General features: G+C 31.3%; 23 protein-coding genes. 16 read left to right on the top strand and 7 right to left on the bottom strand.

Features of this window, described 5'->3' with window-relative positions; all coding sequences use genetic code 11:
- Positions 1–6: 6 nt before the first annotated feature.
- Entirely contained in the window at positions 7–1,671 is a 1,665-nt protein-coding gene (locus tag Q4517_RS08045; RefSeq protein WP_303508014.1) for a RagB/SusD family nutrient uptake outer membrane protein, read from the top strand.
- 102 nt (positions 1,672–1,773) lie between these two features.
- On the opposite strand, the gene pyrF is transcribed toward Q4517_RS08045, so the two are convergent.
- Positions 1,774–2,586 carry an orotidine-5'-phosphate decarboxylase gene (gene pyrF / locus Q4517_RS08040; RefSeq protein WP_303508013.1) on the bottom strand — a complete coding sequence of 271 codons (813 nt, stop codon included), beginning with the start codon at positions 2,584–2,586 and terminating at the stop codon, positions 1,774–1,776.
- Positions 2,587–2,649: 63 nt separating this feature from the next.
- Here pyrF and Q4517_RS08035 point away from each other — a divergent pair, with 63 nt between their 5' ends.
- The 9 genes from Q4517_RS08035 (at position 2,650) to Q4517_RS07995 (ending at position 8,126) form a co-directional block, all read left to right on the top strand.
- The gene (locus Q4517_RS08035; protein ID WP_303508012.1) at positions 2,650–3,726 is read left to right on the top strand and encodes an ABC transporter permease; all 1,077 of its coding nucleotides are present in this window, start codon (positions 2,650–2,652) and stop codon (positions 3,724–3,726) included.
- 1 nt (position 3,727) lies between these two features.
- Positions 3,728–4,210: a thioredoxin-like domain-containing protein gene (locus tag Q4517_RS08030; protein WP_303508011.1), complete on the top strand. Its 483-nt coding sequence runs from the start codon at positions 3,728–3,730 to the stop codon at positions 4,208–4,210.
- A 1-nt stretch (position 4,211) separates the two neighbouring features.
- Entirely contained in the window at positions 4,212–4,706 is a 495-nt protein-coding gene (locus Q4517_RS08025; RefSeq protein WP_303508010.1) for a TlpA disulfide reductase family protein, read from the top strand.
- A gap of 41 nt (positions 4,707–4,747) precedes the next feature.
- Positions 4,748–5,506 (top strand): triose-phosphate isomerase, encoded by a 759-nt coding sequence (gene tpiA, locus Q4517_RS08020; RefSeq protein ID WP_303508009.1) that lies wholly within the window; start codon positions 4,748–4,750, stop codon positions 5,504–5,506.
- Positions 5,506–6,339, top strand: coding sequence for a 50S ribosomal protein L11 methyltransferase (gene prmA / locus Q4517_RS08015; protein WP_303508008.1), 834 nt, complete (start codon positions 5,506–5,508; stop codon positions 6,337–6,339). The genes tpiA and prmA overlap by 1 nt, the downstream gene beginning before the upstream one ends.
- 5 nt (positions 6,340–6,344) lie before the next feature.
- A complete protein-coding gene (locus tag Q4517_RS08010) occupies positions 6,345–6,620 on the top strand; it encodes an ATP-dependent Clp protease adaptor ClpS (protein WP_115900312.1) in 276 nt (91 codons plus the stop codon).
- A 2-nt stretch (positions 6,621–6,622) separates the two neighbouring features.
- Positions 6,623–6,895 carry a hypothetical protein gene (locus Q4517_RS08005; protein WP_303508007.1) on the top strand — a complete coding sequence of 91 codons (273 nt, stop codon included), beginning with the start codon at positions 6,623–6,625 and terminating at the stop codon, positions 6,893–6,895.
- 473 nt (positions 6,896–7,368) lie between these two features.
- The gene (locus tag Q4517_RS08000; protein ID WP_303508006.1) at positions 7,369–7,698 is read left to right on the top strand and encodes a hypothetical protein; all 330 of its coding nucleotides are present in this window, start codon (positions 7,369–7,371) and stop codon (positions 7,696–7,698) included.
- A gap of 2 nt (positions 7,699–7,700) precedes the next feature.
- Positions 7,701–8,126 (top strand): TerB family tellurite resistance protein, encoded by a 426-nt coding sequence (locus Q4517_RS07995; protein ID WP_303508005.1) that lies wholly within the window; start codon positions 7,701–7,703, stop codon positions 8,124–8,126.
- Positions 8,127–8,291: 165 nt separating this feature from the next.
- Here Q4517_RS07995 and Q4517_RS07990 read toward each other — a convergent pair whose 3' ends face one another.
- The 6 genes from Q4517_RS07990 to Q4517_RS07965 all read right to left on the bottom strand — a co-directional run bounded on the left by Q4517_RS07990 (position 8,292) and on the right by Q4517_RS07965 (position 13,614).
- Positions 8,292–8,570, bottom strand: a complete 279-nt coding sequence (locus tag Q4517_RS07990; RefSeq protein WP_303508004.1) for a hypothetical protein — start codon at positions 8,568–8,570, stop codon at positions 8,292–8,294.
- A gap of 4 nt (positions 8,571–8,574) precedes the next feature.
- Positions 8,575–9,543, bottom strand: coding sequence for a deoxyhypusine synthase family protein (locus tag Q4517_RS07985; protein ID WP_303508003.1), 969 nt, complete (start codon positions 9,541–9,543; stop codon positions 8,575–8,577).
- 11 nt (positions 9,544–9,554) lie between these two features.
- A complete protein-coding gene (locus Q4517_RS07980) occupies positions 9,555–10,334 on the bottom strand; it encodes an RMD1 family protein (RefSeq protein WP_303508002.1) in 780 nt (259 codons plus the stop codon).
- 1 nt (position 10,335) lies between these two features.
- The gene (speB, locus tag Q4517_RS07975; protein WP_303508001.1) at positions 10,336–11,274 is read right to left on the bottom strand and encodes an agmatinase; all 939 of its coding nucleotides are present in this window, start codon (positions 11,272–11,274) and stop codon (positions 10,336–10,338) included.
- Positions 11,275–11,289: 15 nt separating this feature from the next.
- Entirely contained in the window at positions 11,290–12,681 is a 1,392-nt protein-coding gene (locus Q4517_RS07970; RefSeq protein WP_303508075.1) for an arginine decarboxylase, read from the bottom strand.
- A 381-nt stretch (positions 12,682–13,062) separates the two neighbouring features.
- A complete protein-coding gene (locus Q4517_RS07965; protein WP_303508000.1) occupies positions 13,063–13,614 on the bottom strand; it encodes a mechanosensitive ion channel domain-containing protein in 552 nt (183 codons plus the stop codon).
- Between the two features lie 97 nt (positions 13,615–13,711).
- On the opposite strand from Q4517_RS07965, the gene Q4517_RS07960 reads away from it, so the two are divergent.
- The 6 genes from Q4517_RS07960 (at position 13,712) to Q4517_RS07935 (ending at position 21,607) form a co-directional block, all read left to right on the top strand.
- Entirely contained in the window at positions 13,712–14,545 is an 834-nt protein-coding gene (locus Q4517_RS07960) for a universal stress protein (RefSeq protein WP_303507999.1), read from the top strand.
- Between the two features lie 2 nt (positions 14,546–14,547).
- Entirely contained in the window at positions 14,548–14,925 is a 378-nt protein-coding gene (locus Q4517_RS07955; protein ID WP_303507998.1) for a hypothetical protein, read from the top strand.
- A 7-nt stretch (positions 14,926–14,932) separates the two neighbouring features.
- Positions 14,933–15,997 carry a magnesium/cobalt transporter CorA gene (corA, locus tag Q4517_RS07950; protein ID WP_303507997.1) on the top strand — a complete coding sequence of 355 codons (1,065 nt, stop codon included), beginning with the start codon at positions 14,933–14,935 and terminating at the stop codon, positions 15,995–15,997.
- 50 nt (positions 15,998–16,047) lie between these two features.
- On the top strand, positions 16,048–16,467 hold the full coding sequence (locus Q4517_RS07945; protein ID WP_303507996.1) for an HYC_CC_PP family protein: 420 nt from the start codon (positions 16,048–16,050) through the stop codon (positions 16,465–16,467).
- 105 nt (positions 16,468–16,572) lie between these two features.
- Positions 16,573–20,382, top strand: coding sequence for an efflux RND transporter permease subunit (locus Q4517_RS07940; RefSeq protein ID WP_303507995.1), 3,810 nt, complete (start codon positions 16,573–16,575; stop codon positions 20,380–20,382).
- A complete protein-coding gene (locus tag Q4517_RS07935; protein WP_408034052.1) occupies positions 20,372–21,607 on the top strand; it encodes a TolC family protein in 1,236 nt (411 codons plus the stop codon). The genes Q4517_RS07940 and Q4517_RS07935 overlap by 11 nt, the downstream gene beginning before the upstream one ends.

Below are 21,607 nucleotides of genomic sequence, written 5' to 3'. Positions count from 1 at the left end.
ATCATTATGTTAAATAAATTAAAATACTTATTAATAGTTGTTATTCTTATTTCAATAACATCTTGTAAAGAAGACTTTCTTGAAAGAACACCAACGGATGCTATATCAGCAACCGATGCTTTAGCTAACGAAGATAATATGCAGTTAGTTCTCAACGGTGTGCATAGAGGGCTATTTTCACAGTCTCAAACAATATTTCCTGGAGGAGATTCTGATAGATCTGGGAACCACTATTGGATACCATTAGGAGATAATTTATCAGGAGGGTTAATTCATAGTGCTAATGCTAATAATTTAGGTTGGAGAACAGAAATGCAATGGAACTCACATACTCAGCCGACATCGCTAACTAACGAGTTGTTGTGGTATCATCGATATAATATTATCTTACATGCAAATTTGTTAATTAACGGAATAAACGAAGGAAATTTAACAGAGACTTCTAAACTGAACTCTATTTTAGGTCAAGCCTACACCTACAGAGCTTACGCATACCTCTCGTTAATTCAGCATTATGCAAAAGGGTATTTAATAGGTAATCCAAGTACTGATAAAGGTGTGCCGTTACTTTTTTCATCTGAGTCTCCGTTTACTAGTCAGCCGAGATCAACAGTAGAAGAAATTTATGTTCAAATTGGTGACGATTTAGAAGAAGCTATCAAAGCTTTTGAAAAAGGTACTCCAAGATCTTCAGGAGGGCCAGAAGTAAAATCTCAGTTGAATATAGATGTTGCTTATGGATTAAAAGCTAGATGGGCTCTTTCTAAAGGAGATTGGCAAACAGCTGCAGATGCAGCAGCAGCTGCACGTCAAAATTACCCGTTGATGAATGAATCTGAATGGAAAGAAGGATTTAATACAAATGATCTTTCAGAAGTTATTTGGGGAAGCAATGTTATTCAAACTGAAACAGTATTTTTTCGCTCTTACTTTTACCTAGCTAGTAATACATTTAATGGAGCTCAAATTAGGAACAATCCAAAAATAGCTGACAGAAGGTTGATTGATGCAATTCCTGATACAGATTATAGAAAAGATGTGTTTATCATAGATGCACCAAACACCAATTCATCAGCTTCAAATAATCAAGGAGGTCTTCACCCTGATACAGGATTGCCAAAAGACCCCAATTATGCAAGTGATTTAGATGCCTATAATGCCAGAAGAGCAGAAATAAATTCAGAGTATGGTATCACGAATAGTTTTAACCAACACCCTTATATGCAATTTAAACTGAAGAATAAGAACCCTGGGTCTACTGATCCTGACGATATAATTTATATGCGTGCCTCAGAAATGTATTTAATTGAAGCTGAAGCAAAAGCAATGATGAATGATATTACAGGAGCACAAAATGCTTTAAAACCATTAGGTGAAGAACGAGATAGTGCTTATGATGTAACTGTTTATAATACACAAGAATCTTTAATGGAGCATATTAAGTTTCAAAGAGGAGTAGAATTATGGGGAGAAGGATTTGGATATACAGATAAAATCCGTTGGGATGAAGGAATAGATCATGGAGCTGATGGAGGTTCAGGAGCTTCAGCAGTACTTTATCAAGGAGCTTACCAAATAGAAAAACCTTCTTTAAATGATGACTGGATTTTTAAAATTCCACAAGCAGAAATTAATGCGAATCCAAATATAACACCAAGTGACCAAAACTAAAAGAGTTGTGAGTAAGAAACTAATTACATTAAATTTTTGTTTTCATTTAATGTAATTAATTGAATTAAGTACAAGCCAAGGAGTCATTAACCTTGGCTTTTTTTATTTTAAAATAGCTTCCATCTGTTGTCGTAGTTCTGTAGCTTTTGCAGCAGCAGCTTTAGCAAACCCCTTTCCATTAGAAGCATAAATAATTCCACGAGAAGAGTTAATTAGTAGTCCTACAGTATCAGTCATTCCGTACTTACAAACTTCTTCTAGGCTTCCTCCTTGGGCGCCAACTCCAGGAACTAATAAAAAGTTTTCAGGAATAATCTTTCTTATGTCAGCTAAATATTCAGCTTTGGTAGCTCCCACTACGTACATTAAGTTTTGAGAATTTTTCCAAAATTTAGAAGTTTCAATAACCTGTTTATATAACTCTTTACCATCAACTGTTTTTGTTTGAAAATCAAAAGCACCTTGGTTAGAAGTTAACGCTAACATAATTGTATGTCTATCTTCAAAAGCTAAAAAAGGTTCAACAGAATCTTTTCCCATATACGGAGCAACAGTTACTGAATCAAAAGCTAAATCCTCAAAAAAGGCTTTTGCATACATAGTTGAGGTGTTACCAATATCGCCACGTTTAGCATCAGCAATGGTGAAAATTTCAGGATGTTTTTCGTTTAAGTAGTTAATCGTTTTTTCAAGAGATTTCCAACCTTTAATACCGTAAGCTTCATAAAAAGCAGTGTTGGGCTTATATGCTACACAAAGATGATGCGTAGCATCAATAATAGCTTTGTTAAAGGCAAAAATAGGGTCTTCTTCTTGAAGTAAATGTGTTGGAATTTTGTTTAAATCAACATCTAATCCAATACATAAAAACGATTTCTTTTTTCGAATTTCAGATACAAGTTGTTGTGTTGTCATGTGTTGTTGTAAAAGTTAGGCAAAAGTACATAAATTTAGCAGTTTCTGTTATCTTTGTTATATATGTTTCAATATGTCATCAACAAAATATTTTACGGCTTCTTAACACTGTTTGGTGTAGTTACTGTAATTTTTTTACTGTTTAATATCTTACCAGGTGATCCAGCCCGTATGATGTTAGATCAGAGAGAAGATACCGAGCAGTTACAAAATATTCGAAAGAAATACGGATTCGACAAACCTGTATTTACGCAGTATTTGTATTATTTGAATGATGTTTCTCCGTTGTCGTTTCATAGTAAGAATAAAGACAATTATACTTTTTTATCTGAAGGGAAATACAACGCTCAATCCTTGTTTTCGGCAGGAAATACTGAAGTGGTTATAAAAACTCCGTATTTACGTCAATCCTTTCAAAAGAATGGTAAAAATGTTTCCGAAGTAATTAAAGAAACTTTACCAAACACTGCAATTTTAGCAATAGTAGCAATAACGATTGCACTTTTTTTAGGGATTATATTAGGGATATTCTCTGCGTTACTTAAAGATACTTTTTTTGATAGAATAATTGCTGTTGTTAGTACTTTAGGAATGAGTGTTCCATCATTCTTTTCAGCCATATTGTTTGCTTGGTTTTTCGGATTTGTATTACATAAATATACACATTTGGAAATGACAGGAAGCTTGTATGAAGTTGATGATTTTGGAGAAGAGACTTATATTCAATGGAAAAATTTACTGCTACCTGCAATAGTGTTAGGTATTCGTCCGTTAGCTGTAGTAATCCAGTTAATGAGGAATTCATTGTTAGAAACCTTAAGTCAAGACTATATTAGAACAGCAAAGGCAAAAGGCTTAACGATGTATCAAGCAATAAACAAGCATGCATTGAAAAACTCATTAAACCCAGTAATAACAGCAATATCAGGATGGTTTGCTTCGATGTTAGCTGGAGCAGTTTTTGTAGAGTATATTTTTAACTGGAACGGATTAGGAAAAGAAATAGTAAACTCTTTAAACACGCTCGATTTACCAGTAATTATGGGTGCTGTTTTAGTAGTTGCTACACTATTTATAATCATAAATATATTAGTAGATATTTTATATAGTTGGTTAGATCCCCGAATAAGATTACAATAGAATGAGAATATTTTTTATATTGATTACTGTAGCTTTTTTATCAAGCTGCGCTGTATTTCAACCAAAAGAATTTACCCCAGCATCTCTGAATGAAGAACTACTGAACTTAGAAAGAAAACCAATTTCATTTCAAAAAGTTTTAGAGAAAAATAAAGGTAAGAAAATGTTGATGCAAATCTTTGCAACTTATTGTCCTTACAGTCAACGAAGTTTTGATGATGTGCTTTTATTTCAACAGAAAAATCCAGAGTTAGAATATGTTTTTTTATCAGTAGATCATTCATATCATGATTGGAAACGAGGTTTAGAAAGTGTTCCTGTAAAAGGTCAACACTATTACATTCAAAAAAAAGGAGAAGGAGCACTTGGTGAATTTTTAAAGCTAAAAACAATTCCACGGTTTTTGATGGTTGATGAAGATGGAAATATTAAAGTATATAAATCATCAAAAGTGTCTGATAAACTTCAAAATAAAGCACAATAACATGAAGAAAATATTAGTAGTAGTTTTTATCGGGATAACCCTTTTAGGTTGTTCAAAAGAAAACCCAAGTAAATTTTCAACTGAAGCATTAGAGGATGTTCTTCTTTCTTTGGATGGAAAAGAAGTTTTGTTCAAAGATATTTTAGAAAAACATAAAGGAAAAAAAGTACTAATAGATATTTGGGCTTCGTGGTGTCCAGACTGTTTAAAAAGTATTCCAGAAGTACAAAAAATTCAGGGAGAACAACCTGAAACAGCTTATATTTTTTTATCCTTAGACAGAAATAAGACAGATTGGAAAAATGGTATTGAACGTCTAAAAATAGAAGGAGATCATTATTTTATAGAATCAGGTTGGGAAGGAAATTTAGGTGAGTTTTTAGGTTTAGATTGGATTCCAAGATTTTTAGTAATTGATGAGAAAGGAAAAATACTTGTTTTTGATGCTACAAAAGCGACTGATAATTTTATTCGTCAAAGCCTAGAAAAAATGTAATTTTGCAGACAGAAAATCAATAACCAGAAAAAACAATACACGTGAGACAAAAAATAGTTGCAGGTAACTGGAAGATGAATAAAAACCTTGATGAAGCAAAAGAATTAATCGAGGGAATAAAGAAAGAAGTAAAAGCTGGTTTAGAAGAAGGTACTAGAGTGATAATTGCTCCTAGTTTTGTAAACCTACAATCAGCAGTGAAAAATACCGAAGAATCGGTTGTAGAGGTTGCCGCACAAAATATGCATCAATCTAAAAGTGGAGCATTCACAGGAGAGGTTTCTGCAAATATGTTAACAAATTTAGGCGTTAACATAGTAATTTTAGGGCATTCTGAGCGTAGAGAATACTTTAACGAAACTGATGAGTTATTAGCTGAAAAGATAGATGCTGCTTTAGTAAATGGTTTAGAAGTTGTTTTTTGTTTTGGTGAATTGTTAGAAGATAGAAAGTCGGAAAACCACTTTAAAATAGTTGAAAGCCAACTTCAAAAAGCATTGTTTCATCTTCAAAAAGCTAATTTTAAGAATATTATTTTAGCTTACGAACCTGTTTGGGCGATTGGTACAGGAGAAACAGCTTCACCAGAGCAAGCACAAGAAATGCACGCTTTTGTAAGAGAAATTTTTGCTAAAGAATTTGGAAAAGAAACAGCTGATGCTATTTCAATTTTATATGGAGGAAGTGTAAAACCAGCCAACGCAAAAGAGATTTTTTCAAAACCAGATGTTGATGGAGGGTTAATAGGTGGAGCAGCATTGAAAGCAGAAGATTTTGCAGCAATAATTAAATCAATTTAATGGATAATATTTATATAGAATATACTTTTGAAGTAACACCGAAAGAACCAACCACAGAAATTTTAATTGCTGAGTTAGGTGCTTTAGGATTTGAAAGTTTTGTAGAGAACGAAAATGGAGTTGTAGCGTATATTCAAAAAGATGATTGGACTGCTGATATTTTAGAGAGTGTATTTGTGTTAAGCTCGGAAGAGTTTTCAATTCAATACGAGCATAAAGAAATAGAGCAAACCAATTGGAATGCAGAATGGGAAAAGAATTTTAATCCTATTCAGGTAGATGATTTGGTAAGTATTAGAGCTCCGTTTCATGAAAATCCTAATTTACAGTACGATATAGTAATTGAGCCAAAAATGAGTTTTGGTACAGGACATCATGAAACTACACACATGATGGTACAACATTTGATTAATTTAGATGTAACTGATAAAAAAGTACTAGATATGGGATGTGGTACAGGAATTTTAGCAATTTTTGCTGAAATGAAAGGAGCACAGCCTATTGATGCTATTGATATTGATGCTTGGTGTTATGAAAACTCATTAGAAAATGTAGAAAGAAATAATTGCAAACATATTTCAGTTTATGAAGGAGATGCATCACTATTAGAAGGAAAAAAATACGATGTCATTATAGCAAATATCAACCGTAATATTTTGTTAAATGATATGCAAACGTATGCAAACTGCTTAACTAAAAAAGGAGTTTTATTATTAAGTGGATTTTACAGTGAAGATATTTCAGTAATTGATAATGAGGTTTCTAAGTGTGGTTTAACATTAAAAGATACGATAAAAAGAAATAATTGGGTAGCTTTGCAGTATCAAAAATAAAACAAATGAGTACGATAGAAAAAATTCAAGAAGAGCTTGATGTTTTATTAAATGAAACAAGAAAGCACGAAATTGTTTTGCACAATGATGAGGTAAATACCTTTGATTTTGTAATTGATAGTCTGGTAACTGTATGTGACCATACACTAGAACAAGCAGAACAATGTACTATTTTAGTACATTATAAAGGTAAGTGTTCAGTTAAAACAGGAGAGTATAAAGATTTAGAACCACGATGCTCTAAACTATTAGAGTTAGGTTTATCAGCAGAGATAGTGTAAGAATGGAAAACGTTTTAAAGTATTACGAATTTTCAGATTTTTTTAAAGACAGCTCCAATACGTTTAAAGAGAACGAAATAAGTTTCTCAGAACTAAACAAAGAGCATTTTTTAATTTTTGAAAAAAAGGAATCGCAATATAACCTCTACGTGTCAAAGTACAGTTCTAAAAAAGGTGTTGGTAAAGAACCGCCAGAGATACTGGAGCTATTGGTAGAAAACTACGATAAGTCTATACCTGAACACAGAATAGTACTTAGAAAATACTTGTATTAAAAACTCAAAAAACTTTTTTTGAGTTTTTTTATGCTTTTAAGTGACCAATTAAAAATTATAGTGTCATAATAGTGTAGATAAAAAGAAAAGAATTAAGTTGAAAATATGACTTCTTAAATATAAAATTTCTCTTTTTTGCTTAAATCTTTACAAAGAGAAGTTTTTTAAGGTTTAAAAATAGTAGTAGTTAGTTTTTATACTAAGTTTGGTTAGACGAAAAGGCCTTAAGCGAAAGTTTAAGGTCTTTTTTATTTCTCTATTTTAATTAAAAAATAAATAAAAAGGTCTTTAAAAAAGAGTGAAAAATAACGTATCTTTATATAGATGAAACAGTAATAATAAAAGCCTATGTAACATCATTTTCTTTGTATACCACGAGCATAACTAAAAGCTAGTTTGTGCTAAAAGAAACTTGGACTTGTTGTGGTAAATATCCAAGATATAAATTTTGTTAATTAAAAATTTTAAAGAAAATGAAACATGCAATCATAGCAACAGTATTTATAGTATTTATTGGGGTAAGTTTGGCTTTAACAACTAAACAAAAAGAGTTTACAGATCCCATAAAAATAGCAGCAATTTTTCAAGGCCATGATGAATACGGTTATACTTTTTCATTTGTAAATGAAGAAGGAGATGACGATGTAATTACTTTTGAAGGGATATCAGAGAAAATATTGAAACTTTATAACTTAAAAGACACTAAATTTGTAGAGCAGGAATTTGAAATCACCTATGATTATGAAGTATCAGACGATGAGGTTGAAGCTCCTGTGTTACAGTCAATAAAAAAAATAGAATAATTATGAGTATTGTAGATTTATACGAGTCAAGTAAGCATAGAAATAATGTAGCACACTTTAGTGCTATTTTTAATCTTGCTATCATTGATGGTGATTTAAATGAAGATGAAGAGAAATTAGTGAATCGTTTTGCTAGAAAATTGGATATAACTGAAGCTGAGTATGAAGAAATAGTAGAAAACTCTAAGAAATACCCAGTAGTGCCACAAGCAAAAACTGATGACAGACTAGAGCGTTTGCTAGATTTATTCAAAATAATTTATTCAGATCATCAAATAGATGAGACTGAGTTAAAATTAATTTTGAGATATGCTATTCAGCTTGGTTTTTCACAAGAAAAAGCAGAGGTAATTATCTCTAAAACCACGAAAATTTTTAGCGGTAAAATTAATTTAGATCAGTATAAATCGATACTAAATATTTTATAAAAGTAACATCCCATTCTATTTAGAATGGGATTTGTTTTTTAAAACAATTGTATGTTTTCTACTTTGAAAGTAGAATAACCGTTTGTGTATATTTGAATAAACGTCAACTAATGCTGTTGTTTGTTGTGAGTTATAATAAACTATGATTTAAATACAATTTGCTATTTATTCATTGTCAAAATCACCAGTTATTTCAATTTCATCAAAAGTATCACTACCATCATCGTCAGTTTCATAATCTTCCATCGTTTGCTGTAACTGAGAACTTATTTTTACTAAATACAACGTATCATCAGTGTTTACTTCTACAGCTTTTACTGTTTCTCCTTTACTGTTTTTAAAGGAGATAATGTCAGAATGATCGTATCCATCAGGATACCTCTCTACTAATAAATCTAAAATATCAGTAGTTAATTTAGCATAGTCTACAATAATTCTTTTCATAAGGTTACATTTTTAATAAATAAGCAAATATTAATGGAGCAACAATTGTTGCATCACTTTCTATAATAAACTTAGGAGTGTCAATGTCTAATTTTCCCCACGTAATTTTTTCATTAGGAACTGCTCCTGAATAAGACCCGTAACTTGTGGTTGAATCTGAAATTTGACAGAAATAACTCCAGAAAGGAGTATCTTCTCTTTCTAAATCTTGATACAACATCGGTACTACACAAATAGGAAAATCTCCTGCAATTCCTCCTCCAATTTGAAAGAAACCGATTCCATCCTTTGAATTTTCAGTATACCAATCAGCTAAGAAAGTCATATATTCAATTCCTGATTTCATAGTAGAAGCTTTTAATTCTCCTTTTACTACGTAGGAAGCAAAAATATTTCCCATTGTGCTATCTTCCCATCCAGGAACAACAATGGGTAAGTTCTTTTCTGCTGCTGCATACATCCAAGAGTCTTTCAAATCGATTTCGTAGTACTCTTCTAAAACTCCTGACAATAAAAGCTTGTACATAAATTCATGTGGAAGATAACGTTCACCAGCTTCTTCTGCATCTTTCCAAATTTTAAAAATATGTTTTTGTAAACGTCTAAAAGCTTCTTCTTCAGGAATGCAAGTATCGGTAACACGGTTTAATCCTTTTAATAATAAATCCCATTCTTCTTGTGGTGTTAAATCACGATAGTTTGGCACTCTTTTATAATGTGAGTGAGCAACTAGATTCATAATATCTTCTTCAAGATTTGCTCCAGTGCAAGAAATGATATGCACCTTATCTTGACGAATCATTTCAGCGAAAATTTTCCCTAATTCAGCAGTACTCATAGCACCTGCTAATGATACTAACATTTTAGAGCCTTGTTCTAATTGTGCCTCGTATCCTTTTGCAGCATCTACTAATGCAGCAGCGTTGAAGTGCAGGAAGTATTTTTTTATAAAATTGGTTACAGGTTTGTTCATTTTTTATTTTGTTAAATGAGTTTTTCAACAATTACTTGTACTACTTCAAAAAGAATTAGAAGAATGATAATCCATTCTAGCATGCTGCTATACTTATGTTGTAGTATATCGTTGAATAAATCTAAATTTTCTTTAATTACGTTTAAACTATTTTCAATTCCTTGATGACGTTTTAAAATGTCTAATTCATCTTTCAGTTTATAATCTAAATCAGATAAGTCTTTGTTATTCCAAGCTACATCTGGTGAATCAAAAACAAATAAGTTTTCAGCAATGTTATTTTTTAAATTCATGGTTTTACCAATAAATTTTCGCATTTGAATTTTAGAAAGTTTAAAAGTTCCTTTTTTTTCTAGCTGTTTTGAATACACTAATGCTTTATCATGCAAATCAGATGTTTTGTTTACATAGTTCATCAATGCTACAGACTGTGCTAGATTAAGCATGATAATATGTGCTACATCATTGTTTAATTCTTTAATTTGAATAGTTCCAAAATCAACTTCTATTGAATCAGAAAAAGTGATGTTGTATTTTTCTGAAGGCAAATTGTTGATAGCAAGCTTTTCTTTGTTGATTAAAAAACTAACAATTTGACTCGTTAAATCATCTGCACAGTTAATAAAAACTACACTTCCATACTCTTTTATATAGAGGTATGAATTGTTTGTGATTTTATATAGTAAAAAAGAATGTTCTCTTTTTATTAAATCATACGATTCTAACTGTGAGCGAATAGCACTAAGTGCTATTCGTCTTTCAAGATGATATGCAATTGTTTGTAAATGCATTTTAATAATCGTCGTCGTTGTTTTTAAACTTTGCCAATTTGTTAAATGGAGAGCTTTCGTTGTCATCGTAATCTTCTTCATCTTCCATAGTAGAAGAAAACTTATAGCTTAACATTTTATAGTATAATTTAGCCGCTAAAAAGTCGGATGATTTTTCATTTTCGTTAGGACATAACTCTACAATATCAAAACCAACTACATTCCTTTCTGTAAATACTCTCTTTAAAAACTCTAAAGTTTCGTAATAAAAAAATCCTCCTGGTTCTGGTGTTCCTGTACTTGGTAATAGCGATGGATCAATAGCATCTAAATCAAAAGTGATAAAAACATTACCTGTTAATTGATCAATAACTTCATCCATCCAGTATTCATTTACAGCCATATCGTGTGCAAAAAAGACTTTATCCATATTCATAGAAGACTTTTCTGATATGTCCATACTACGAATTCCTACTTGTACCAAGTTGGTTGTTTGATTTGCTTCGTATACAGCACAAGCATGATTGCAAGAGCTACCTTCATACTCTTTACGTAAATCGGCATGTGCATCAATGTGCAATACTGTTAAGTTGTTAAAACATTCATTAAAAGCACGGATTGTTCCTATTGAAATTGAATGTTCTCCACCAAAAAGAGTTACAAACTTATTTTTATTGATGAATTTTTTTGTTGTTGCATGTACAGCTTCTACCATAGCTTCAGGAGAAGAATCTTCAGTAACAGCATCAGCTAAATAAACACCTTCTTTGTATACTTCACTATCAGTTTCTATATCGTATAACTCCATGTTTTCAGAAGCATCTAAAAATGCTTCTGGTCCTTTATCAGCTCCTTTTTGCCAAGTGCTAGTCCCGTCATAAGGAACAGGTATAAGTACTACTTTCGCGTTTTCTATTTTTGCGTATTGGTCAGGTATTCCTGCGTAATTTCTTTTTTTCATTTTGATATTTTTTTACTAGTATCCTAAAATAGATAATAGCTCTTCACTTTTTTGTTGTTCTTTAAATACTTTGGTGGTTAAATCACCATTTTCGTTTATGTCAATTAATATGTGTTTTGGAGTTGGTATTAAACAGTGTTGTAATCCGCCAAAGCCACCAATAGTTTCTTGATAAGCTCCTGTATTGAAAAAACCGACATATAACGGCCTCTCTTTTTCATATACAGGCAAATAAATTCCGTTTACATGCTGTTCAGAATTGTAATAATCATCGCTATCACAGGTCAATCCACCTAATAAAACACGTTCATACCTATGATTCCATTTATTAATAGGAAGCATAATAAAGCGTTTGTTTATAGCCCAAGAATCAGGTAACGTAGTGATGAAAGATGAGTTAATCATATTCCATTTTTCACGGTCGTTTTGTTTTTTTTGATATAATACTTCATATACAGCTCCTCCAGCTTCACCAACGGTAAAACTTCCAAATTCAGTAAAAATATTAGGTACTGGTACACCAGCTTCTTTACAAGAAAGGTTTATTTGGTTTATAATTTCATCTACCATGTATTCATAATTGTAATCAAATGCTAATGAGTTTTTAATAGGGAAACCTCCACCAATATTTAAGCTATCTAGGCTTGGACATACTTTTTTTAGCTTGGTATATACTCGTAAACATTTTACTAACTCGTTCCAATAATAGGCGTTATCTCTAATTCCTGTATTGATAAAGAAGTGTAGCATCTTTAGCTCTACTTGTGGGTTATTAGCGATTTCACGTTCGTAAAACGATACAATATTTTTGTAACCAATTCCTAAACGGCTAGTGTAAAACTCAAACTTAGGCTCTTCTTCTGAAGCAATACGAATTCCTACGTTAAATTTACTTCTAGTTTCGTCTAACAATAAGTTTAACTCCTCGTAATTGTCAATTATTGGTATGCAATTTGTATGTCCACCATCAATTAAACTTATAATATTGGCAATGTATTGGTCGCGTTTAAAACCGTTACACAATACATAAGCATAATCACTTAATTTTCCTTCTTTTTTTAGTGATTTTACAATATCAATATCAAAAGCAGATGAGGTCTCAATGTGTATATCGTTTTTTAAAGCTTCGTCTAGCACATATTTAAAATGAGAGCTTTTAGTACAATAACTGTAGTTGTAAGTACCTTGGTAATTGTGTTTTTCAATAGCTGTATGAAACCAGTTTTTAGCTTTGTTTATGTTTTCTGATATTTTGGGTAAATAGGTGAATTTTAATGGTGCCCCGTATTGTTTCACTAATTCCAGCATATCAATGTTGTGAAAAAATAAATTGTTGTTTTCTGTATGAAATTCCGCTTGCGGAAAATCAAACGTTTGTTCTATTAAGTCTTTATATTTAGTATTCATTGTTATTTTAGTTGTATCTGTATGTTGGGTACAGACAATCATTCCAAAAACAGTTAAGGTATAGACCCAAAACTTTTTAAATAAAATGTATAACAAGTTTTGTTGTTATGTTACAACAAGTTGTTAAACCAAAATAAATTGAATAGTTAGACTCTTAAAGCTAAGCAATCACCGCACTGTTTATAAAAATTCAGTGGTAGAGAGTATTGAAAGTTGGAAGAAACCTTAATTTTTCGGTTGTGTTTCTCAAACACTAAGTAATCAACTATCTTCCCATAGAAGTTATTGCCGAAATAAGTAAAACGTAACATTTTGACTTATATAATAAGATGCGGTAAATGTAAACTATTTTTTAATATAACAAACTTTTTTTTATTTTTTTTAATGAGTTGTATTGTAGTTGTTTAGTTCTTTTTTTTGTTCCCTTATTAACTCTATTCCTTTGTATAAAATAGTTGTATTAGGTATCGTAATTTCTCTTTTTTCTTCTGGCATATATAAAAGAACATAAAAACCAGTAATGTTTTTAACAACCCCTTGTAAATCGAAGTCTTTGTCTATAATTTTTATGGTATCGCCGATGCGCATAGGATGATAAAAAAACAAAATAATACTAGCCGTTAGGTTTGATAAAATAGACCATTGAGCAAAAAAACCAACTCCAAGTACCGCAAGTATTGAAGAAGCAAAAACAATAACTTCTTTAAAGTTAATACCAAAAATTATCAACGAGATAAAGAAAGCTAAGGTATAATATAGAAAATAACTTAGGTTTAATATCAATTTTCTTCTATGAGGTTCAATAGCATTTTTTACGATATAAGATCGGGTGAGTTTTTTAGTAAGATGAATTAAAAAAAATAACGTTGCTATTAAAAGGAAGAACTGTAAAAACGGACTGAAGAGAGACAATTCTAAAAAACGATTTTTCATTATTGAGTATTTTTATTACAAATATACTTCTGGTTTTGTAAATACAATCTCGAAATAAAAAATTATATTTGATTGGAAATCATAATTCTATACCGTTATGAAAAATATTTTAATACCATATAATTTTTCAGAAGCAGCGATTAGTGCTTTGAATTATACAAAACAACTATTCAAAGGTGTTGAGGCAACTATTTATTTATTAGATGTATATATAAGCCAACCTTCAGAGTTATTAAGTGATGAAGAAAATGAAAAATGGTTTAATGAAATGGATAATGAAATTGAAGACGAATTAAAGTATCTGATTGATGTTTTAAGAAGAGAGAGTACTAGTTTTAAATACGATTATATTGTAGCATCTAATTCATTAACCAAAGCAGTAACGAACACAATTAAAGAAAAGGATATTGATGTTGTAATTACAGGTACAAAAGGAGCAAAAAGCTTAACCGAAACATTTATTGGTACCAATACCATGAAAATAATTAATGCGGTTAATGAATGCCCAATATTGGTAGTACCAATGAATTATAGGTATAAAGCATTACATCAGATAGTATTTTCAACAAATTATAAAAGAACGTTTACAGTAAGAGAACTACAATTTTTAGTGAATTTAACGACAATTAAAAAAAGTTTAATTGAAGTTGTAAATCTTTCAGAAGAAAGTTTTTTGTCTGAAAATCAGCAAAGAAATAAAGTTAAATTAAGAGAATTACTACAAGAGCTAAATGTTGTGTATAAAAAGTTAGATTGGAAAGATTCTGAAACATTAACTTTAGAAAATCATATAGAAGAAACAGAAAGCGAACTGTTGGTTTTAATAAATCATAAATACAACTTCTTTAATCGTTTGTTAGATGAAAACGTAATTAAAAAATCGGCATTTAATAGTAAAATACCTTTATTAATATTACCAGAAATAGTGTAATTATGAAGTTTACTGAAGAGTTCTATAAAAGTATAGCTAACTTGTTTTATGCAGTTTCTATGGTTGATAAAAAGATGACGATAGAAGAAAAAAAGAGTATTGTTAAAAGGGTGGAAAAAAATTGGTCTACTTCAGAAAACAAATCGGATAGTGAATTGATTTATGAAACCTTAAGAAGGTTGATTAAAGAAAAAGTTACTTCAGAAGTAGCCTATGAAAGCTTTAAAAAATATTATTTAGCAGACAAAGAGAAATTCTCAAAAAAAGTAATTCATGATTTATTAGCTGCATCACATGAAATTTCTAGTTCTTATGCCAGAAAAAATAAGTCAGAACTTATAATTTTGGCAAAGTTGCATAAACTATTCAAACTTGTTTAAAAACAACATGACTCGATTTATAATAAAACAAAAAAATACTAAAAATGTAATTCCTGGAAGCCCCGTTTTTGTTGGAAATCAAAAAGAAGAGAATACAAGAATACGATTAATAGGATATGATGAAAATGAATTTATAGAAGTAGAGCTAAAAGATATAAACGAACTCAAGAGCTATATTGGAAAGTATAAAAAACTTTGGATTAATATAGACGGATTACACGATGTTGAATTAGTTGGAGAAATTGGTGAGTTATTTGATATTCATATACTTGTTCTTGAAGATATTGTAAATACCGATCAAAGACCTAGAGTAGATATTGAAGAGCATTATATTTTTACGAGTATTAAAATGCTGTTTTTAAATAAAGAAAACCATAAGCTTGAAGCAGAGCAAATATCTATGTACTTATTACAGAATGTGCTAATTACTTTTCAAGAAAAGCAAGGAGATATTTTTGAGTCAATTAGAGAAAGATTACGTCATAAAAAAGGAAGGGTACGAAATTATAGTGTAACATATTTAAAGTATTGTTTATTAGATGTAATTGTAGATAATTATAATTTCTTAATGGAAACCTTTGGAGAAAAAGTAGAAGATTTAGAAGATAAAATTCTACTCCAGCCCAATAAAAATATATTACAAGAAATTAATAAATATAAAATAGAACTTAATTATTTTAGAAAAGCAATAAGACCAGCTCGAGAGGCAATAAACAGTTTTAGAGCTTTAAAAACCGAATTAATAACTAAAAAAGAACAACCATTTTTTAACGATTTAAATGATTTGGTTCAACGAAGTTATGATTCAGTTGAAAATTATAAAAGCATGTTGAGTGAACAACTTACTGTATACTCAACAAACGTAAACAATCGGTTGAATGATATTATGAAAATACTGACGATATTTTCGGTAGTATTCATTCCCATTACCTTTATAGCGGGTATTTATGGTACAAACTTTGAATATATTCCTGAACTAACTTATCGTAGTGGATACTTTGTAATGTGGGGTGTTATTCTGTTTACAGTAGTAGTAATGTTAGGGTATTTTAAATATAAAAAATGGTTTTAAGGATTGTTTAAGTTTTTGAAAATTAATTTTTTGTACTTTTGTGGAGTAAAATGAAAAAAGCATTTCATAAAATAGCATCTATTTTAATGACTTTTGTAGTATTATTATCTACGATGTCATTTACAGTTAATAGTCACTTTTGTGGTGATATGTTAGTGGGTACAAGCTATTTTGTAAAGGCTGAATCTTGCGGAATGGATATGAAGCAAGAATCAAGATCTGAAGAATGCTCAGTAATAAAGAAAAATTGTTGTCAAGATGTAGCTTCTGTAGTTGAAGGACAAGATACTTTAAAACATACATCTTTTGATCAATTGTCTTTTGATCAACAAGTTTTTATAGCATCATTTTATTATAGTTATATTAATTTGTTTGAAGGAATTCACGATAAAGTAATTCCTTTTAAAGATTATACACCTCCACTGGTCATCAAGGATATTCAGGTACTTGATGAAGTATATTTAATATGATTTTTAAATAATAACTATTCGTCCTTTTGAGAATTTCAATAGGATGATTTGTCGTATTCGATGTTTTTTTAACATCAATGTTTAATTGTTTAAAATCATTTTTTTATGCTAAATAAAAGCATCAAATTTTTAATAGAAAACAAACTGGTAGCAGTTATATTACTCGTTTTATTTGTAGGATGGGGAACTGTAAATGCACCATTTAATTTAGATACAGGTTTTTTGCCAAATGACCCTGTCGCGGTTGATGCAATACCAGATATTGGAGAAAATCAGCAAATTGTTTTCACAAAGTGGGATGGACAATCACCACAAGATATAGAAGACCAAATAACCTATCCATTAACAACATCTTTATTAGGAATCTCAGGAGTAAAAACCATTCGTAGTTCCTCTATGTTTGGACTTTCAAGCATCTATGTAATTTTTGATGAAGGAGTAGATTTTTATTGGAGTCGTTCTCGAATTCTTGAAAAACTAAATTCATTACCAAGTAATTTATTACCAGAAGGGGTAAGTCCTTCTTTAGGCCCTGATGCAACAGGTTTAGGTCAAATTTTTTGGTACACACTAGAAGGACGTGATGAAGATGGAAATGTAACTGGAGGTTGGGATTTAAATGAATTACGTAGTGTACAAGATTATTATGTAAAATATGCACTTTCATCTGCAAATGGAGTATCTGAAGTAAGTTCAATAGGAGGTTATGTTCAAGAATACCAAATAGACGTACAGCCAGAATTGATGCGTCAATATAGTATCAGTTTACAACAAATTGTAGCAGCAGTAAAGCAAAGTAATCAAGATATTGGAGCGCAAACGATAGAAATAAATCAAGCTGAATATTTAGTTCGTGGTTTAGGATATGTAAAGTCAATAGCAGATATTGAAAATGCTGTAGTAACTGCTAAAAATTATACTTCAATACGAATAAAAGATATAGCAAAAGTATCGTTAGGAGCTGAACCTCGTAGAGGTATTTTAGATAAAGAAGGAGCTGAAGTAGTAGGAGGTGTAGTTGTAGCCCGTTATGGAGCTAATCCTTTAGAAGTAATTACCAATGTAAAGGCAAAGATTAAAGAGTTAAGTGCAGGTTTACCAAGTAAAGAGTTAAAAGACGGTAGAACTTCTCAATTAACAATAGTTCCGTTTTATGATCGTACTGAGTTAATCCATGAAACTTTAGATACGTTGAACGAAGCACTTACGTTAGAAATACTCATTACCATATTAGTAATTGTTGTGATGGTCTTCAATTTACGAGCTTCTGTATTAATATCAGGACTGTTACCTGTGTCAGTATTAATGGTTTTTATAGCAATGAAAGCCTTTGGGGTAGATGCAAACATTGTAGCCTTATCAGGTATTGCTATTGCTATTGGAACCATGGTAGATGTCGGGGTCATACTCTCCGAAAATATTATTAGCCATTTAGAGAAAAGAGAGAATAGAAAAGAGAGAATAGAAGGAAAAGAAGTCATTTCGACAGAACGAGGTACGAATGACAAGGAATCTCTATCCATCAATCAAATAGTATATAATGCAACAGCAGAAGTTTCAGGAGCAATCGTAACTGCAGTAATGACAACGATTATCAGTTTTATTCCGGTGTTTACGATGATTGGTGCTGAAGGAAAATTATTCCGCCCACTAGCATTTACCAAAACGTTCGCATTAATAGCGGCGATTGTAGTAGCATTGTTTTTAATACCACCGTTCGCAGCTATCTTATTCAGAAAAAAAGAGCTAACGAAAAACTTTAAGTACATTTTAAATGGAGTTTTAATTGTGTTGGGTATTATCTCTGTGTTTTACGGAAACTGGCTAGGAATTGCATTAACAGCTTTCGGAGTTGTACAGTTCTGGAGTAATTACTCAGGAAAAACAACAACTCATTTTTCGTTTTCCAAGTATAGCTTTACACTATCAGTAAACACTATCAATATTGTTATATCAGCACTAGCAATTGTTGGTTTGTTAGCAGAATATTGGAGACCTTTAGGAGTTGATAAAAGTATTGTTACCAATCTTTTATTTGTAGCACTTATTTGTTTTGGATTGTTAGGCTTTTTCAGTTTACTTCAAAAACAGTACAATCAGATATTACAATGGGCATTGAATAATAAAGGACTGTTTTTAACCATTCCATTAACAGTGTTAATTTGCGGATTCCTCATTTTTAAGAACACAGGAAAAGAGTTTATGCCTTCGTTAAATGAAGGATCATTTTTATTGATGCCGACTTCTATGCCGCATTCGGGAGTAGAAGAGAATAAGCGAGTATTACAACAATTAGATATGGCTGTTGCTAATATTCCAGAAATAGCAACAGTTGTGGGTAAAGCAGGGAGAACAGATTCTGCATTAGATCCTGCACCTTTATCGATGTATGAAAACATAATTAATTACAAACCAGAATATGCTTTAAATTCTGAAGGAGAGCGTCAACGATTCAAGATTGATGAAAATGGTGATTTTGTATTGAAAAACGGAACGTCATTACGAGTGAAAGAAGGTGAAGCGTGGCAAACTGTTAATGCAAAAGAGGAACTTATTCCTGATGAAGATGGAGAGTTCTTCCGAAACTGGCGTCCGCATATCAAATCACCCGATGATATTTGGAATGAAATTGTAAAAGCAACGAAGCTGCCAGGAGTAACGTCGGCACCAAAACTACAACCTATCGAAACCCGATTGGTTATGTTACAAACAGGAATGCGTGCACCGATGGGAATCAAAGTAAAAGGACAAGATTTAAAACAAATTGAAGCTTTTGGTGTAAAGCTTGAAGGAGTTTTAAAGAAAGTAGAAGGTGTTAAAAAAGAAGCTGTTTTTGCTGATAGAATTGTAGGAAAACCTTACCTGCTAATTGATATTGATAGAGAGAAATTAGCTCGTTATGGAATTGCCGTTCAAACCGTACAAGATGTGTTGAAAGTAGCTGTAGGAGGTATGCAATTATCGCAAACGGTAGAAGGGAGAGCGCGCTATGGAATTCGAGTTCGCTATCCAAGAGAGTTACGATCTAATCCAACCGATTTAGAAAATATTTACGTACCAGTAGCCAAAGGAACTCCAGTTCCGCTAAGTGAATTAGCAACGATTCGTTACGAACAAGGACCTCAAACGATTAAAAGTGAAGACACGTTTTTAATAGGATATGTATTGTTTGATAAGTTAAACGGTTTTGCTGAGGTAAATGTAGTAGAGGCTGCTCAAAAAGCAATTCAGCAAAAGGTAGATTCAGGAGAATTAGTTGTTCCTAAAGGAATATCCTATCAGTTTACAGGAACCTATGAAAATCAATTAAGAGCAGAAAAAACCTTATCGGTAGTAGTGCCATTGGCATTGATGATTATCTTTTTAATACTCTATTTCCAATTCCGTTCAGTAGCTACTTCGTTAATGGTGTTTACAGGAATTACAGTAGCTTTTGCAGGAGGATTTATCATGATGTGGTTATACGGGCAAGATTGGTTCTTGAATTTTAGTGTATTTGGAGAAAACTTGCGAGAGTTATTTCAAATGCATCCAATTAATTTAAGTGTTGCTGTTTGGGTAGGGTTTATCGCATTGTTTGGAATTGCAACTGATGATGGTGTAGTAATGGCAACTTATTTAACGCAAACCTTTAAAAGAGATAAACCTCAAACTATTGAAGCGATTCGAACATCTGCTTTGCATGGAGGAAATAAACGTATAAGAGCTTGTTTAATGACAACAGCAACAACCATTTTAGCTTTGTTGCCAGTATTAACCTCTACAGGAAGAGGTAGTGATATTATGATTCCGATGGCGATTCCTGCTTTTGGAGGAATGATTATAGATGTTACTTCGTATTTTATAGTACCAGTGCTGTATAGTTGGAGAGAAGAATTTTTATTAAAACGTAAAATGAAAAGAGATGAGTTTTAAAAAGAATAATAAAAAAGCAGCTTTATTTCTAGCTACTGTGTTTTTTGCTTTTACGATGCAAGGACAAAATCTAAAGGAGTATATTAAGACTGCTTTAGAAAACAATCCAGAAGTACAACAGTTTAATACAAAGCATAAACGTATTTCTGAGAAAAAGGAAGAAGTAAATACTTTGCCTAATACCGAGTTTGGAGCAGGATATTTTGTGAGTACACCAGAAACACGTACAGGTCCACAAAAGTTTAAGCTTTCTGTAAAACAAATGATTCCTTTCTTCGGAACCATAACAGCACGGGAAAACTATGTATCCTCATTAGCTGATGCAGCTTATCAAGATATCATAATTGTAAAACGTAAGTTAGCAACATCAGTAGCGCAGTTGTATTATAAACTCTATGAAATTAAAGCAAAGCAAAAAGTATTGGATGAAAATATAGAATTGCTTAAAACGTATGAAAAGTTAGCATTAACTTCAGTAGAAGTAGGTAAGGCATCAGCGGTAGATGTGTTAAGGTTACAGATAAGACAGAATGAGTTAAATCAACAAAAAGAAGTATTAGTAGAAACATTTTCAGGGATAGAAAAAGCATTTAATAGATTATTGAATCAAGAAGTTAATACATCAATTTCAGTGGTTAATAGTTTGCAAGTTCCGAAAGAAGCGGATAAAATACAACCAAGTACTTTAAAATTACACCCAGAGTTAATCAAGTTTGATAAGCTATACACTTCCGTAGAACAATCAGAGTTCTTGAACCAAAAAGAAAAACAACCTATGATTGGTTTTGGACTTGATTATGTAAATGTTGAAAAGCGCACAGATATGAATATGGTTGATAATGGAAAAGATATTGTAATGCCAATGGTATCGTTGTCAATTCCTATTTTCAATAAGAAAAATAAATCTATAAGCAAACAAAATAAGTTACAGCAAGAGGAAATTCTATCGCAAAAAGAACAACGATATAATACGCTAGAATCTGTATTGTATAGAGCAGTTTCAGATAGAAATGCAGCGATGATAAGTCACAGAACACAGCTTAAAAATTTAGAGCAAGCAAAAAATGCAGAACAAATTTTGGTAAAAAGTTACGAGACAGGTACAATCGATTTTAACGATGTGTTAGATATTCAGGAGTTACAATTAAAGTTTCAAACAAACATCATTACATCAGAAGTGACTTATTATACTCAAAGTACCATTATTAGTTATTTAATAAAGTAG

Source organism: Tenacibaculum sp. 1_MG-2023 (assembly GCF_030547425.1).
Lineage (GTDB): Bacteria > Bacteroidota > Bacteroidia > Flavobacteriales > Flavobacteriaceae > Polaribacter.
The sequence above is the reverse complement of the archived record's forward strand: the minus strand, read 5'-3'. Positions and strand labels throughout refer to the sequence as shown.

Bases quoted from the DNA above. Each gene is read 5' to 3' on its own strand.
- Q4517_RS08045 (WP_303508014.1), top strand. From the start codon at position 7: ATGTTAAATAAATTAAAATACTTATTAATAGTTGTTATTCTTATTTCA.
- pyrF (WP_303508013.1), bottom strand. From the start codon at position 2,586: ATGACAACACAACAACTTGTATCTGAAATTCGAAAAAAGAAATCGTTT.
- Q4517_RS08035 (WP_303508012.1), top strand. From the start codon at position 2,650: ATGTTTCAATATGTCATCAACAAAATATTTTACGGCTTCTTAACACTG.
- Q4517_RS08030 (WP_303508011.1), top strand. From the start codon at position 3,728: ATGAGAATATTTTTTATATTGATTACTGTAGCTTTTTTATCAAGCTGC.
- Q4517_RS08025 (WP_303508010.1), top strand. From the start codon at position 4,212: ATGAAGAAAATATTAGTAGTAGTTTTTATCGGGATAACCCTTTTAGGT.
- prmA (WP_303508008.1), top strand. From the start codon at position 5,506: ATGGATAATATTTATATAGAATATACTTTTGAAGTAACACCGAAAGAA.
- Q4517_RS08010 (WP_115900312.1), top strand. From the start codon at position 6,345: ATGAGTACGATAGAAAAAATTCAAGAAGAGCTTGATGTTTTATTAAAT.
- Q4517_RS08005 (WP_303508007.1), top strand. From the start codon at position 6,623: ATGGAAAACGTTTTAAAGTATTACGAATTTTCAGATTTTTTTAAAGAC.
- Q4517_RS08000 (WP_303508006.1), top strand. From the start codon at position 7,369: ATGAAACATGCAATCATAGCAACAGTATTTATAGTATTTATTGGGGTA.
- Q4517_RS07995 (WP_303508005.1), top strand. From the start codon at position 7,701: ATGAGTATTGTAGATTTATACGAGTCAAGTAAGCATAGAAATAATGTA.
- Q4517_RS07990 (WP_303508004.1), bottom strand. From the start codon at position 8,570: ATGAAAAGAATTATTGTAGACTATGCTAAATTAACTACTGATATTTTA.
- Q4517_RS07985 (WP_303508003.1), bottom strand. From the start codon at position 9,543: ATGAACAAACCTGTAACCAATTTTATAAAAAAATACTTCCTGCACTTC.
- Q4517_RS07980 (WP_303508002.1), bottom strand. From the start codon at position 10,334: ATGCATTTACAAACAATTGCATATCATCTTGAAAGACGAATAGCACTT.
- speB (WP_303508001.1), bottom strand. From the start codon at position 11,274: ATGAAAAAAAGAAATTACGCAGGAATACCTGACCAATACGCAAAAATA.
- Q4517_RS07970 (WP_303508075.1), bottom strand. From the start codon at position 12,681: ATGAATACTAAATATAAAGACTTAATAGAACAAACGTTTGATTTTCCG.
- Q4517_RS07965 (WP_303508000.1), bottom strand. From the start codon at position 13,614: ATGAAAAATCGTTTTTTAGAATTGTCTCTCTTCAGTCCGTTTTTACAG.
- Q4517_RS07960 (WP_303507999.1), top strand. From the start codon at position 13,712: ATGAAAAATATTTTAATACCATATAATTTTTCAGAAGCAGCGATTAGT.
- Q4517_RS07955 (WP_303507998.1), top strand. From the start codon at position 14,548: ATGAAGTTTACTGAAGAGTTCTATAAAAGTATAGCTAACTTGTTTTAT.
- corA (WP_303507997.1), top strand. From the start codon at position 14,933: ATGACTCGATTTATAATAAAACAAAAAAATACTAAAAATGTAATTCCT.
- Q4517_RS07945 (WP_303507996.1), top strand. From the start codon at position 16,048: ATGAAAAAAGCATTTCATAAAATAGCATCTATTTTAATGACTTTTGTA.
- Q4517_RS07940 (WP_303507995.1), top strand. From the start codon at position 16,573: ATGCTAAATAAAAGCATCAAATTTTTAATAGAAAACAAACTGGTAGCA.
- Q4517_RS07935 (WP_408034052.1), top strand. From the start codon at position 20,372: ATGAGTTTTAAAAAGAATAATAAAAAAGCAGCTTTATTTCTAGCTACT.